The 13,295-nt window shown below is 67.7% G+C and carries 13 protein-coding genes; 6 read left to right on the plus strand and 7 right to left on the minus strand.

All coding sequences use genetic code 11. From position 1 onward, the window contains the following. Both ABZ420_RS03175 and ABZ420_RS03180 read right to left on the minus strand, forming a co-directional pair. On the minus strand, positions 1–828 hold the full coding sequence (locus ABZ420_RS03175) for a GNAT family N-acyltransferase (protein ID WP_357116563.1): 828 nt from the start codon (positions 826–828) through the stop codon (positions 1–3). Positions 829–1,082: 254 nt separating this feature from the next. Beyond that, positions 1,083–2,375: an NAD(P)/FAD-dependent oxidoreductase gene (locus tag ABZ420_RS03180; RefSeq protein ID WP_357116565.1), complete on the minus strand. Its 1,293-nt coding sequence runs from the start codon at positions 2,373–2,375 to the stop codon at positions 1,083–1,085. A 112-nt stretch (positions 2,376–2,487) separates the two neighbouring features. On the opposite strand from ABZ420_RS03180, the gene ABZ420_RS03185 reads away from it, so the two are divergent. Further along, complete coding sequence (locus ABZ420_RS03185; protein WP_040868605.1) at positions 2,488–3,345, plus strand: LysR family transcriptional regulator; 858 nt, start codon at positions 2,488–2,490, stop codon at positions 3,343–3,345. A gap of 143 nt (positions 3,346–3,488) precedes the next feature. Here the strand turns inward: ABZ420_RS03185 and ABZ420_RS03190 are convergent, their stop codons facing one another. Next, positions 3,489–4,418: an IPT/TIG domain-containing protein gene (locus tag ABZ420_RS03190; protein ID WP_357116567.1), complete on the minus strand. Its 930-nt coding sequence runs from the start codon at positions 4,416–4,418 to the stop codon at positions 3,489–3,491. A gap of 378 nt (positions 4,419–4,796) precedes the next feature. Between ABZ420_RS03190 and ABZ420_RS03195 the strand changes: the two genes are divergently transcribed. Both ABZ420_RS03195 and ABZ420_RS03200 read left to right on the plus strand, forming a co-directional pair. Then, entirely contained in the window at positions 4,797–5,003 is a 207-nt protein-coding gene (locus tag ABZ420_RS03195) for a hypothetical protein (protein ID WP_357116569.1), read from the plus strand. Positions 5,004–5,006: 3 nt separating this feature from the next. Beyond that, positions 5,007–5,210: a DUF397 domain-containing protein gene (locus ABZ420_RS03200; protein WP_357116571.1), complete on the plus strand. Its 204-nt coding sequence runs from the start codon at positions 5,007–5,009 to the stop codon at positions 5,208–5,210. A gap of 218 nt (positions 5,211–5,428) precedes the next feature. Here ABZ420_RS03200 and ABZ420_RS03205 read toward each other — a convergent pair whose 3' ends face one another. The 4 genes from ABZ420_RS03205 to ABZ420_RS03220 all read right to left on the minus strand — a co-directional run bounded on the left by ABZ420_RS03205 (position 5,429) and on the right by ABZ420_RS03220 (position 9,287). After that, positions 5,429–6,484 carry a cobalamin-independent methionine synthase II family protein gene (locus ABZ420_RS03205; RefSeq protein ID WP_357116572.1) on the minus strand — a complete coding sequence of 352 codons (1,056 nt, stop codon included), beginning with the start codon at positions 6,482–6,484 and terminating at the stop codon, positions 5,429–5,431. 373 nt (positions 6,485–6,857) lie between these two features. After that, positions 6,858–7,079, minus strand: a complete 222-nt coding sequence (locus ABZ420_RS03210; protein ID WP_357116574.1) for a hypothetical protein — start codon at positions 7,077–7,079, stop codon at positions 6,858–6,860. Between the two features lie 428 nt (positions 7,080–7,507). Further along, positions 7,508–8,464: an electron transfer flavoprotein subunit alpha/FixB family protein gene (locus ABZ420_RS03215; RefSeq protein WP_040868613.1), complete on the minus strand. Its 957-nt coding sequence runs from the start codon at positions 8,462–8,464 to the stop codon at positions 7,508–7,510. A 37-nt stretch (positions 8,465–8,501) separates the two neighbouring features. Then, positions 8,502–9,287 (minus strand): electron transfer flavoprotein subunit beta/FixA family protein, encoded by a 786-nt coding sequence (locus ABZ420_RS03220; RefSeq protein WP_062969571.1) that lies wholly within the window; start codon positions 9,285–9,287, stop codon positions 8,502–8,504. Between the two features lie 264 nt (positions 9,288–9,551). Here ABZ420_RS03220 and ABZ420_RS03225 point away from each other — a divergent pair, with 264 nt between their 5' ends. From ABZ420_RS03225 to ABZ420_RS03235, 3 genes are read left to right on the plus strand one after another with little or no spacing between them, the layout of a single operon-like run. Then, positions 9,552–10,370: a class I SAM-dependent methyltransferase gene (locus ABZ420_RS03225; protein ID WP_357116576.1), complete on the plus strand. Its 819-nt coding sequence runs from the start codon at positions 9,552–9,554 to the stop codon at positions 10,368–10,370. Continuing rightward, entirely contained in the window at positions 10,367–12,034 is a 1,668-nt protein-coding gene (locus ABZ420_RS03230) for a glycoside hydrolase family 57 protein (protein ID WP_357116578.1), read from the plus strand. Before ABZ420_RS03225 ends, ABZ420_RS03230 begins: the two co-directional genes overlap by 4 nt. Then, positions 12,031–13,284 (plus strand): glycosyltransferase family 4 protein, encoded by a 1,254-nt coding sequence (locus ABZ420_RS03235; RefSeq protein WP_357116580.1) that lies wholly within the window; start codon positions 12,031–12,033, stop codon positions 13,282–13,284. Before ABZ420_RS03230 ends, ABZ420_RS03235 begins: the two co-directional genes overlap by 4 nt. The last annotated feature ends 11 nt before the right edge of the window (positions 13,285–13,295 follow it).

Genomic DNA, 13,295 nt, shown 5'->3' on the forward strand with positions numbered 1-13,295 from the left:
TCACCGTCCCCCGTCGAGCGACGCGGCCGCGTCTTGTAGTCGGTCGAGATATCGGGTGTTGATGGTGTCCAACCCGAGCAGCACGACGAAGTCGGCGACCGCGAAATCGGGATCGTGAGCGGGTTCGCCGCACACCTCCGCGCCCAGCCGCAGGTACCCGCGCATGAGCGGGGGCAGCTTCGGCCGGGACGGCGGCGTCAGTTCGTCCAGGGACTTGCCGTCGACGATCACCGGGTTGTGCGGGTGCACCCGGCGCTCCGGGTCGGAGGCGTGCCTGCCGAGCAGCATGTCGCGCACGCCGCGCACGTTCACCCCGGGCGGGTCGGCCGGAGTGTCCTGCATCGGCACCGACACGCAGCCCATCACCCACTCGTAGCCGGTGAGCTGGATGTAGTGCAGGATGCCCGCCCACATGAGCGTGAGCACCGAGCCGTTGCGGTGGTCGGGCACCACGCAGGCGCGGCCCATCTCGACGATCCGCATCCTCTCCGGATCCAGTTGGGCGAGATCGAATTCCGTCGCCGTGTAATACCCGCCCGCCGCGGCGACTCGGTCCGGCGGCAACATCCGGTAGCAGCCGACGAACTCACCGCTGGCGTCGTCGCGCACCAGCAGGTGGTCGCAATGCTCGTCGAATCGGTCGGCGTCCAGGCCGGTTCCGGTGTCCGGGATCCGGAAGCCCGGCTCGTTCGCGAACACGTTGTAGCGCAGGCGCTGCGCGGCGACACGGTGGTCGCGGTCGGAGGAGACCACCAGGGAGTAGCGCGACCGCCCCTCCCCGGAGTCCGTCGCTCGAGCCGGGGCTGTCAACACGGACGAAATAGTCATATCCATGATGAAGCCAGTCCGACAATGCGCCTCAGCGACCTCGAAGTGTCGCCGCGATGCCGGTTGGGTTAACGAGACGGCGGTCACACCGAGCGTTCACCGAACGGTTCCGCCGCGTTCGTCCATCGGCATCGAAACTGCTTCCGACATGCGGTTTACCGCGCGAAGCACGTTCGGGCCATGAAGCCGCCCGCGCGCACCGTGAATCGCGCCGCCTTCGAGCGTGCGACGCGATTCTCAGGCGCGAGAAGTCATCAGGCGGCGCGCTTCTCCGCGGCGAGTACCTTCGGCGCGGTCGTGTCCTCTTCGGCGAATCCGGGACGCCCGGTGAAGATGAACGCGACCAGCCAGGACGCGACCGCGGCGAAGCGGTTGCGGAAGCCGACCAGGTAGAACAGGTGCACCGCGAGCCAGATGAACCAGGCGATCACGCCGCGGAAGGTGACGCGGTCGTTGAGTTTCGTCACGGCGCTGAACCGGCTGATCACCGCCATGCTGCCCTTGTCCCAGTAGGTGAAGGGAGTGCCGGGCTGCTTCTTGCGGCGGATGATGTCGGCGGCGTGCCTGCCCTCCTGCATGGCCACCGGCGACTGGCCGGGGTAGCCGTTGAGCGAGGTCATGTCGCCGATGGCGTAGATGTCGGCGTAGCCACCGACGGTGAGGTCCGGGTTGATCAGCAGCCGGCCGGCCCGGTCGGTCGCCACGCCGGTGGCCTCGGCCAGGATCTTCGCGAACCCGCCCGCCTGCACGCCCGCCGACCAGACCACGGTCTCCGCCGGGATGGCGTGCTCGACGCCGTCGGCGCTCTTGACGGTGACCTTGCCGTGCTCGATGTCGGTGACGAAGGTGCCGAGCAGCACCTCCACGCCGCTGTTGGTCAGCGACTTCTTCGCGTACTCCGACAGCCCGCCGCCGAACGGCGGGAGCACCTCGCCGGCGCCCTCGACGAGAGTGACCGAAACCTCCTGGTGGAAGTGCCGTTTCGCCAGCTCCTTCAACTGACCGGCCACCTCGACGCCGGTCGCGCCCGCGCCGACCACGACGAAGCTCAGCAGCCTGCGCCTGGTCTGCTCGTCGGCCTGCGCGGCCTCGGCGAAGACCCGCGCGATCTGCGCGCGCAGCCGCCGCGCGTCATCGATGGTCTTGAGCGAATAGGTCTTCTCCGCGAAGTCGTCACGGCCGAAGTAGGACTGGCTCGCGCCGGTGGCCGCGATCAGCGAGCCGTAACGGATGCGGTGGCGCTCGCCCTCGTGCTCGTAGGTGACGATGGCGCGATCGGGGTCGATGTCGACCACGGTGCCCAGGCGCACGTCGGCCTCGCGATGGCGGCGCAGAATCCCCGCGATCGGCGGCGCGATCTCATCCGATGCGAGCACACCGGTCGCTACCTGGTACAACAGCGGTTGGAACAGATGCTCGGGCGTGCTGGAGATCAGCACATAGTCCACCCCCGACTTGGCCAGCTGTTTGGCGGCGGCGAGCCCGCCGAACCCCGATCCGACAATGACGACACCCGCGGTTTCGATTCCCGCTTCCACGTACTGCATGACAGCCTCCTTCTCTCATTACCAACCGCGATCCGGAGGACGGATATTTCAGGTGTGTGGGCGCATAATTCAGATGAGTCTTATCTCGATTCGTAATTAATAGGAGGTCGCTGTGGAACTTCGGCAGCTCACCTACTTCGTCGCGGTGTGCGAGGAGCTCAGCTTCAGCGGCGCCGCGGCGCGGTGCTTCATCTCGCAGTCGGCGATCAGCCACCAGATCTCCCGGCTCGAGCGCGACCTCGGCGTGCAACTGTTCGAGCGCTCGACCCGCTCGGTCGTCCCCACCGACGCGACCGCCCGGCTACTTCCCCTGGCGAAACAAATGCTGAGCCTGGAATCGGCGATCCGGGCCGCCGTGCGAACGGTGGGGCCGCGCATCCGGCTGGCCGCGAACATGTCCTTCGCCACCCGCTCGCTGTCGGCCATCGCGGGAGCGCGCGCCGCGCATCCGGAGGCGGAGATCGAGTTCGTGATCAAACCCTTCCGTCAGCGCATCACCGCGGTGGCCGACGGGGACTGTGATCTGGCGCTCATTCGCGGCCGCGTCGACCAGCCGGGCCTCGTGGTGGAGCAACTCTGGGTCGAGGACCTCGTGATCGCCACCTCCAGCGCACATCCGCTGGCGACCAGAGACACGGTGACCCTGGCGGACCTGAGTTCGTATCCGCTGCTTCTTCCGCCGGAGCAGGAACAGGTCCTACTGCACACCGTGATCCGCAACGCCTTCGCCGAACTGCCCACCGGCCCCACGTTCGGACCGCCGATCCCGCCTGATCACACGGCGACGATGGAGTTGATCAACCGGCCCGACGCGTGGACGGTCCTGTACGCCGAGAGCACCACCGAGGGACTGGTGGTGCTACGGCTGGCCGAATCCAAGTTGCGCATCCCGGTCTCGGCGGTACTGCGCGCCGACGCCAGGCGATCACCGATCCTGGACACCCTGCTCTTGGCGCTGCACCGCTGCTGAGCACGGTCATTCGCCAGCGGGCCGTTCATCGCCGCGAGACGTCGGCTGCGGGCGGTCCCGGCTCCGGTCACGGAACTCGCGACATCGTCCGCTGCCGAGTCGATCGAGCGGGGCAGCGTGCTCGACATCGTCGACACCAGCGATCACGGAAGCGGAGTGAATCCGATTCCGATCGTGTTCGGTCCTTGCGCTGCGATGTCGTCGAGAATTCCGTGGATACCGGTGAACCGGAACGGTGCCCACGGCTCGAGCGGATTGATCGCGGAGGTGATTCCGACCAGACCGCTGCGTGTGGTCACCGGTCCACCGCTATCGCCCGGAATGATCGCAGCCCATGAACTGATGACGTTGTTCTCGTACTCGATTACGAGACCGCATGTCGTTCCGGACACCTGGCCGTATTTGCACATGATGTCCGAAAGCGGAACCGGATGCGCACCGATCCGGCTGATCACGGTCCCGTTCGGCGTCGTGTTGACCGGCTTGATCTTCGTTTCGTCCAGCTTGATGATCGCGTAATCCTTGGACGAGTCGGCCGGAAACCGCATCGACGGAAAGCCGGGCCAATTCGTGGCCCACGTGGCGTAACACCCGATCGGGCCCAGTCCGCGATGCCCCGTGAGGAATACCTCCTGAGCTCTGGTGTTCCGAGTCATCATATGTCCTGCCGTGAGAGCTACCAGATTGCCGAGTTCGTCATATCCGACAGCTCCCACGGTGCCCCAGCTTCCGCGCGGCGGTCCGCCATCGGACATGATCGACGATCCCGGACCGAAATTCACCCCGGCCGGCGCGGGCGTGCCGACATAAGTGAACGAGACGCCGTTACTCAGCCCGCTGGGCGTGGTGACGATGATGTGCACAGCTCCTCTTGCCGCAGGAGAGACCGCTGTGATCCGCGTTGCGGACTCGATCGTGAACGAGGTCGCCGGAGTGGTTCCGAATTCGACCGCCGTAGCGCCGTTCAGATTCGTCCCGGTCAAGATGACCTTGGTTCCACCGACGATCGGCCCCGAACGTGGGCTCGCCGAAATCAGAGTCGGAGCCGCAGAAAGGGAAGGAGTGGTAGACATCGTGCGACCTCCTCGGCCCCGGCGGGAATTGGTTCCGCAGCGCCAGGATCGCGAACTCGCTCGGTCCTGACTCTCATCAGTAACGCGCCTCAACAGGTACGCGGGCAAGAGATCTCTCGATCCGTTTTCTTCCGTTTTCAGATCGATCCAGTGGTTGGGGAAGGTCGATGGCGCGGGAGCAGACGTGACCAGAAGTCGTGACGCACCGCATCCCACAGTCCGGTCGGACCCGGCAACAGTTCACGGGCTCGAGCGAGGTCGGGGTAGCAACCGGGGCCGTACGAGGCGTCACGTCGGATGTGCCGCGCACGATTATGATCGCGATGTGGTGACCTGCCGGACGTCGAAACTCTTGAAAACCCGCGGCTTCGGTGTGTCATGGAGTTCGACTCGAACGCCAAAGGCGTGCCGGTCGAACCGCCGATCGTCTACTTGGAGGACGAACCTGCACAGGATATACACCTGGAGAAAGCCGGGGAGATTCGGCTCTACGGCGAGCTCGCCTCGGCCATCCGGGAAACGTGCCTGGGTGAAGTGGAATCGCGAGACCTGCTCTGGCGGGTGGCAAGGAGTTACGAGCGGTGAACGGTGACCTATCCGGCGCGAGAATGGTTCAAGAGCAGCCGCAGCGAGAGTGGTTCGCAGTGCGTCGAAGTGGCATGGCTGCGCGACGGCATGATCGGCGTCCGGGACAGCAAGAACCTCACCGGTCCAGCGTTGATGTTCGCACCCGGCGAGTGGGACGCCTTCACAACCCGTGCGCAGGGCGGAGATTTCAACCTCCCCGCCTGACGAGAATTCGCATGTAGCCGAATCGACCGGCCCCGCTTCGCCGATCACACGGCCGCGAGCGGGGCCGATCCACATGCGTTGAGCAGCTTTCTGCGACAGGCCTATTCCTCGACCGTCATGCAGGCGTTGAAGCATCGAGCAAACGCATTGCTTCCGACGTATCGCCGAACGACACCGGCCCCGGTTGAAACCGGGGCCGGCCGTATGAGTAACGCAGTTCAGACGCCCAGCTCCGTCGCCGCCAACGCCGTGCCCTCGACGCGCGCGCGGATCTTGGCGAACGCGGTCTCCCGTGAGGTGGAGGTGTCGTCGGCGAACGGCGAGAAACCGCAGTCGTCGCAGGTGCCCAACCGGTCGACGGGCAGGAAGCGAGCGGCGAGCAGCACGCGGTCACGCACCTGTTCGGGTGTCTCGACGCGCGGGTCGATCGGGTCGGTGACGCCGATGAACACGCGCGCCGTAGACGGCAGGTGTTCGGCGACCACGGCCAGCACCTTCTCCGGGTCGGGCTCGCTGGCGAACTGGAGGTAGAACGCGCCCACCCGCAGTTGCAGCAGCTTCGGCAGCAATTCGACGTAGTCCACGTCCAGGCTGTGCGTGGAGTCCTGGTCGCCGCCAGGGCAGGTGTGCACGCCGATCCTGGCCCGCTCCTCGTCCGAGAACCGTTCGAGCACAGTGTTGTTCAACTCGATGAACTGGTCGAGCACCCCGCCGCTGGGATCCAGCTTCAGCGAGAGCCGCCCTTCGGTGAAGTCGAGCTGCACCAGGTGCGCCCCCGCCTCCAGACAGCCGCGGATGTCGGCCTCGGCCGCGTCCGCGAGATCGGCGAGGAACTGCTCGCGCGGATAACCCTCGATGCCCTCGGCCGGATACAGCAGGCTCAGCGCCGACGGCGCGATGACGGCCTGCTTCACCGGAACGGTGGCGTGCTGCTGGGCGGTCCGCAGATAGTCCGCCGCGTGCGCGGCGTAGCGGAACGGGCCGGAGGCCAGCCGGGGCAACTGTCTTTGGTGCCCGTCGGCGAACGGGATGACCGCCCCGTCCGGGGCCAGATTGTCCAGCCCGGCGAGCGGATAGGTGGCGAAGCTCGGCTTGGACTGCTCACCGTCGGTGACGACGGGAGAGCCGAGTTCCTCCAAACGGCGGATGGTCTCGGCGACCGCGCGCTGCTGGAGTTCGGCGAGCGCGGCGGCGTCGCCGGAATCGTCGGCCATGGCGGCCAACAGGTCGCGAGGTCGAGGGATGCTACCGATCGGTTCCGTTGGGATGCTCACCGGCCGAGTGTAAGTCCGGCACCTGCATCTCCGACGCCAAATCACCTGCACCGTAGATTCTTTCGCATCGGTCACGACTCTCGCTCACCTGGCCTCGAGAGTTCGCACCAATCTCGCGCCGACCTTTCCCGACCGAGCACAACAAACCAAGTGTGCGGTCACAGGCGTAAATGGTGGCGAGGGCTTGCAAGGTCTCACACTCGAGTTCCGGCGGTGGGAACAGGCCGAATGGCGGTCGGAGGCAAGTAATTCGGCGGTGGTGGAAACGGAACAGGACCACCGCGCAGCAATCGACGCGGTGGTCCTGGGGTTGTGCGCCAGATCGTGCGGTGAGGATGGTGCGGACCAAGTCAGCCCGCCCTCACCACTTCGATCAGCGGAAGATGCCCATTCGCCAGCCGTTTCCTTCGGCCTTGCAGCTGTAATGGGGCACGTTGATGTCGCCCGCGGAAACGCGCCGCGCCTCCTCCTGCTTCGCGGCGACCAGGCATTCCTTTTCGTTCGGATACACCTTTGCCTGCGCCGCAGGTGCCGAGGCGATCAAAGCCCCCGTGGCCAGCGCACCCATCAGCAGTCCCGTAACCGTCTTCTTCACTTTTGATCCCCTAGTGTCGATGACTCCCCCCCTTCGGGGGACTTGACGCCAATGAAGCTAGCAGGCAACGCGCGAGATCGGCGGATGGAGTCGTCAACCGTGCCGACCACGAACAGTTTCGGGCCATCTGGCGCGTATGCCACTGCACCCCGAACCAGTCGGGCGTCAGGCACAATGTCACCTTCGAGCAGGGGCGGCGTGCCGAGTCCGCAGGCATAGTCGAGGCAGGGCTCGAGCCAGGGCGAGTTGCGCTGCGAGGCCGACACTGGTTCCAGGGCTGAATCAGGACTTTCGCGCTGCGGCGGCCGGATCGGGCGGTGATCTCATGGGCGCGTTCGGGATCGAGTACCGGAACCGCAGACCGACCAACTCAACGAAAGGCGGCCCCGACCTGAAGGCCGGGGCCGCCTTTCGACCAGCCGAGAGCGTCAGCCCTTGTGCGACTTGACCGCTTCGGTCAGCTGCGGCGCGACGTTGAACAGGTCGCCCACGATGCCGTAGTCGGCGATCTCGAAGATCGGCGCCTCTTCGTCCTTGTTGACCGCGACGATGGTCTTCGAGGTCTGCATGCCCGCGCGGTGCTGGATCGCGCCGGATATGCCGAGGGCGATGTACAGCTGCGGCGAGACCGTCTTACCGGTCTGGCCGACCTGGAACTGGCCCGGGTAGTAGCCGGAGTCGACGGCGGCGCGCGAGGCGCCGACCGCCGCGCCGAGCGAGTCGGCCAGCGCCTCGACGACCGAGAAGTTGTCGGCGGAGCCGACGCCGCGGCCACCGGAGACCACGATGCCCGCCTCGGTGAGTTCCGGACGGTCACCGGCCACGACCGGCTCCCGCGAGGTCACCTTGACCACGCCGTCTTCCTGCGCGGGCACCTCGACGGTCACCTTCTCGCCCGCACCGGCCTGCGCCGAGGCCTCGACGGCGCCCGGGCGGACCGAGATCACCGGAACATCGCCGGTGACCTTGGCGTCGACGGTGAACGCGCCACCGAAGATGGAGTGCACCGCGGTGCCGTCGGACTTCACGTCGATGACGTCGACCAGCAGGCCGGAGCCGATGCGGGCGGCCAGGCGACCCGACACCTCCTTGCCCTCGGCGGTGGCGGCGACGATCACGGCGGCGGGCGAGACCGACTCGGTCAGCGCGGCCAGCACGTCGACCTTCGGGGTCACCAGGTAGTTCTCCACATCGTCGGACTCGGCGATGTAGATCTTCTCGGCGCCCGCGGCGGCCAGCGCGTCGGCCAGCTTCTCGCCGGTGCCCGCCGTGCCGAGCACGACGGCGGCGGGCTCGCCGAGAGCGCGAGCCGCGGTGAGCAGTTCGGTGCTGACCTTCTTGATCGCACCCTCGGCGTGCTCGACGAGCACGAGTACTTCAGCCATTTGTTCTCTCCTAGGAAGTCTGCAGGCGCTACCGAGATCAGATGATCTTCTGGCCGATCAGGTACTGAGCGATCTTGCTGCCGCCGTCGCCCTCGTCCGCGATCTTCTCGCCCGCGGTGCGCGGAGGCTTCGGCGTGGCCGCGGTGACGGTGGAGCCCGCGTTCGCGACGCCCACGGTCGACGGGTCGACGCCCAGGTCGGCCAGCGTGAAGGTCTGCACTTCCTTCTTCTTCGCGGCCATGATGCCTTTGAAGGACGGGAAGCGCGGCTCGTTGATCTTCTCGGTGACGCTGACGATGGCCGGGAGGGTGGCCTCCAGCTTGAACACGCCGTCGTCGGTCTCGCGCTCGCCGGTGATCTTGTCACCGTCGACGGTCAGCTTGCGCAGGTGCGTCAGCTGCGGGAGGCCGAGGTATTCGGCGATGATCGCGGGCACGGCGCCCGCGCGACCGTCGGTGGCCTCGTTGCCCGCGATGACCAGCTCGACACCCTCGACCTGGCCCAGCGCGCTGGCCAGCACCCAGGCCGTCTGCACGGCGTCGGAGCCGTGGATGGCCGGGTCGTTGATGTGGATGGCCTTGTCGGCGCCCATGGACAGCGCCTTGCGGATGGCCTCGGTGGCGCGGTCGGGACCAGCGGCCAGCACGGTGACCTCTCCGCCCTGGGCTTCCTTGATCAGCAGCGCTTCTTCGACGGCACGCTCGTTGATCTCGTCGAGAACGGCGTCGGCGGCCTCACGATCGAGCGTGTAGTCACCGTCGGTGAGTTTGCGCTCCGACCATGTGTCGGGAACCTGCTTGATGAGTACGACGATGTTCGGCATCGGTCTTCGTCGACCTCCTGTTCTGGTTACACGTAAATGGTGGTCGCACGAGCTGCGCCGTACGCCCGGGTGGGTGGCTCAGGCCGTGACATTACCTTACGTTAAGTTACCCGTGGGTAACTTAGTGGCTTCTCTCTCACAAGTGGGTACCACGCGTTACAGTGCCCCGGTTCGGCGGCCCCGGGTCCGGCCTGCCAGAGCCGCACTTCCGGGGCGACCGGGTGGGGTGTTTCCCGCGGATGCGGTGCCAGTAACGTCGGAGTGATGAGCGAGGCTGTGATCCCTGCCGCAGTGGGCGACCCGTCCGGCAGCACCGTGGACACCGATGCCGCTGTCGGCGCCGTCGAACCACTGCCGCTGACCGGCGAGCGCACCGTTCCCGGCATCGCCGAGGAGAACTACTGGTTCCGCAGGCACGAGATCGCCTACGCCCGCCTGCTGGACCGCTGCGCCGGAAAGACCGTGCTGGAGGCGGGTTCCGGCGAGGGCTACGGCGCGGACATGATCGCGGGCGTGGCCACCAAGGTGATCGGCGTGGACTACGACACCAGCGCCGTCGAGCACGTGCGCGCGCGCTACCCCCGCGTGGAGATGATCCAGGGCAATCTCGCCGAACTGCCGCTGGAGGACGCCTCGGTCGACGTCGTGGTGAACTTTCAAGTGATCGAACACCTTTGGGATCAGTCCCAGTTCCTGCGCGAGTGCCTGCGGGTGCTGCGCCCCGGCGGCGAACTGCTGATCAGCACGCCCAACCGGATCACCTTCTCCCCCGGTCGCGACACTCCGCTCAACCCGTTCCACACCAGGGAACTGAACGCGGCCGAGTTGACCGAATTGCTCGTCGATGCCGGTTTCGAGGTCACGCAGATGATCGGCGTGCACCACGGTCCCGGCCTGAAAGCGTTGGACGCCAAGCACGGCGGGTCGTTCATCGACGCGCAGATCGAACGGGCGCTGGCGGGCGAACCGTGGCCCGCGGAACTGACCGCGGACGTCGCGAGCGTCACGGTGGACGATTTCGCGCTGCTCGCCGCGGACATCGACGCGAGTCTGGATCTGGTCGCCATCGCGGTGAAGCCTTGACCGATCGCAGTACCGTGCCCGGCGGGCACGCCGCAAGCCCGGTGCCGGGCCAGTTCACCTTGGTCCTGCACTCCCACCTGCCCTGGCTGGCCCATCACGGCCGCTGGCCGGTCGGCGAGGAATGGCTCTACCAGTCCTGGGCAGCGTCCTACCTGCCCCTCGTCGAGGTCCTGCGAACCCTTGCGGCCGAAGGACGTTCGCATCTGCTCAGCCTCGGCATCACGCCGGTGCTCGCGGCCCAGCTGGACGACCCGCACTGCCTGGCGGGCATGCACCACTGGCTGGGCAACTGGCAGCTGCGCGCCGACGAAGCCGCCATGGCGGGCAATGTCGCGCTCGGCAGGCACGAACATCGCTTGGCCGCCGCCGCCCTGGCCGAGTTCGAGCAGCACTGGCGGCACGGCGCGGCGCCGGTCTGGCGGGCGCTCATCGACGCGGAGACCATCGAACTGCTCGGCGGCCCGCTGGCCCACCCGTTCCAGCCGCTGCTGGATCCGCGGATGCGCCGGTTCCAGCTCACCGAGGGCCTCGCCGACGCGCGGCACCGCTGGGGTCACACACCGACGGGCATCTGGGCGCCGGAATGCGGATACACGCCCGGCATGGAGGTCGGTTACGCCGCCGCCGGTGTGACGCATTTCATGGTCGACGGTCCGGCGCTGCGCGGCGACACGACGCTCGGACGTCCGGTGCGGGATTCCGACGTGGTCGCGTTCGGCCGCGATCTGCAGGTGAGTTACCGGGTCTGGTCCCCGAAATCCGGCTACCCGGGCCACGGCGCCTACCGTGACTTTCATCACTATGACCACGCGACGGGTCTCAAACCCGCGCGGGTCACCGGCAAGAACGTGGCGGGCCAGGACAAGGCTCCCTACGATCCGGAACTGGCCGCCGCGGCCGTGGCGCGGGACGTGGACGACTTCGTGCGGACCGTGCGCGAACGGTTGATCGCCGAGTCCGACCGGATCGGCCGGCCCGCACTGGTCGTCGCCGCGTTCGACACCGAACTGTTCGGCCACTGGTGGCACGAGGGGCCGCAGTGGCTGGCGCAGGTGTTGCGCGCGCTGCCGGAAGCGGGCGTCACGGTGGGCACCCTGGCCGACGCGCGAACACGCGGCTACCTGGGCGAACCGGTACCACTGGCCGACTCGTCCTGGGGTTCGGGCAAGGACTGGCGGGTGTGGGCGGGCGAGCAGGTGGGTGATCTCGTCGAGCTCAACGACGACATCGTGCGGCTGACCCTGGACACCATCGACAAGATGCGCGCCGCGCAGGGCGGCGCACTCGGGCTGCGCGACCACGTCGCCGATCAACTGCTGCGCGAGGCGATCCTCACCGTCTCCAGCGACTGGGCGTTCATGGTGAGCAAGGACTCCGCCGCGGGTTACGCGCGCGACCGGGCGCACCGGCACGCCCACGCGGTCCGGGAAATCGCCGCGGCCGTCGGGGCGGGCCAACTCGCGAAAGCACGGCAGTTGGCGGCAGGATGGGGGGCAGCTGACGGACTCTTCCCCGGCGTGGACGCGCGACGACTCACCTCCGCGGGGTCCGTACCCAGCGCCACCGGGGCAGTATCCGCCGCCGTGCCAGGACCGGGCTCCGCCACCGCGGACCACGGACCGGTTCCGGCGGACCCGGGCTCGGCCGCAGAAGGACTTGCATGAAGATTTTGATGGTGTCGTGGGAGTACCCGCCGGTCGTGGTGGGCGGGCTCGGCAGGCACGTGCATCACCTCGCCGTCGAACTGGCCGCGGCCGGTCACGAGGTGGTCGTGCTGTCCCGGCGCCCCTCCGGCACCGATGCCGCGACCCATCCCACGCACTCCTACATCGCCGACGGCGTGCTGGTGGTGGCGGTCGCGGAGGACCCGCCGGTCTTCGACTTCGGCGAGGACATGCTCGCCTGGACGCTTGCCATGGGGCACGCGATGGTGCGCGCGGGCGTCGCGCTCGGCAAGCCGGGCATCGGCGACGGCTGGACGCCCGACGTGGTGCACGCGCACGACTGGCTGGTCGCCCACCCCGGCATCGCTCTGGCCGAGTACTACGACGTGCCGCTGGTGTCGACCATCCACGCCACCGAGGCGGGACGGCACAGCGGCTGGGTCGCGGGCAAGGTCAACAAGCAGGTGCACTCGGTGGAGTGGTGGCTCGCCAACGAGTCCGACGCGCTGATCACCTGTTCGTCGTCCATGCAGGACGAGGTCGAACGGCTCTACGGTCCGGAGCGGATCCCGATGACGGTGATCCGCAACGGAATCGACGTGGGCGCGTGGACTTTCCGCCCGCGCTCGCCGCGCAGCGGTCCGCCCCGGTTGCTGTACGTGGGCAGGCTCGAGTACGAGAAGGGCGTGCAGGACGCGATCGCCGCGCTGCCCCGCATCCGCCGCGCCCATCCCGGCACCACCCTGACCGTCGCGGGCATCGGCACCCAGTTCGAGTGGTTGCGCGAGCGCGCCCGGGTGCACCGCGTGGCCCGAGCGGTGAACTTCGCCGGTCAGCTCGACCACTCCGAATTGCTCGGCTGGCTGCACGGCGCCGACGCGATCGTGCTGCCCAGCCGGTACGAACCATTCGGCATCGTCGCGCTCGAGGCGGCCGCGGCGGGCACCCCGCTGATCACCTCGACGGCGGGCGGCCTGGGCGAGGCGGTGATCGACGGCGTCACCGGCGCCTCGTTCGCGCCCGCGGACGTCGACGGCTTGGTCGAGGCGGTCCGTGCCACCCTCGACGACCCCGCCGCCGCGCAGCAGCGGGCCTACGCCGCCAGGGAACGGCTCACCGCCGATTTCGCGTGGGACGTGGTGGCCGCGGAGACCGCCCAGGTGTACCACTCGGCCAAGCGGCGGGTGCGCAACCCGCTCGGCCGCCCCTCGATCGTGGAACGTCCGCTGCCGGAACGCGATCCGAAGTAACCCCGGCCGGG

This window comes from Nocardia sp. NPDC005745 (assembly GCF_040630775.1).
Taxonomy (GTDB): Bacteria; Actinomycetota; Actinomycetes; order Mycobacteriales; family Mycobacteriaceae; genus Nocardia.

What these genes read in the sequence shown, in the direction of transcription:
- ABZ420_RS03180 (WP_357116565.1), bottom strand. Translation starts at nt 2,375, where the DNA reads ATGCAGTACGTGGAAGCGGGAATCGAAACCGCGGGTGTCGTCATTGTC.
- ABZ420_RS03175 (WP_357116563.1), bottom strand. Translation starts at nt 828, where the DNA reads ATGACTATTTCGTCCGTGTTGACAGCCCCGGCTCGAGCGACGGACTCC.
- ABZ420_RS03195 (WP_357116569.1), top strand. Translation starts at nt 4,797, where the DNA reads ATGGAGTTCGACTCGAACGCCAAAGGCGTGCCGGTCGAACCGCCGATC.
- ABZ420_RS03220 (WP_062969571.1), bottom strand. Translation starts at nt 9,287, where the DNA reads ATGCCGAACATCGTCGTACTCATCAAGCAGGTTCCCGACACATGGTCG.
- ABZ420_RS03235 (WP_357116580.1), top strand. Translation starts at nt 12,031, where the DNA reads ATGAAGATTTTGATGGTGTCGTGGGAGTACCCGCCGGTCGTGGTGGGC.
- ABZ420_RS03215 (WP_040868613.1), bottom strand. Translation starts at nt 8,464, where the DNA reads ATGGCTGAAGTACTCGTGCTCGTCGAGCACGCCGAGGGTGCGATCAAG.
- ABZ420_RS03225 (WP_357116576.1), top strand. Translation starts at nt 9,552, where the DNA reads ATGAGCGAGGCTGTGATCCCTGCCGCAGTGGGCGACCCGTCCGGCAGC.
- ABZ420_RS03190 (WP_357116567.1), bottom strand. Translation starts at nt 4,418, where the DNA reads ATGTCTACCACTCCTTCCCTTTCTGCGGCTCCGACTCTGATTTCGGCG.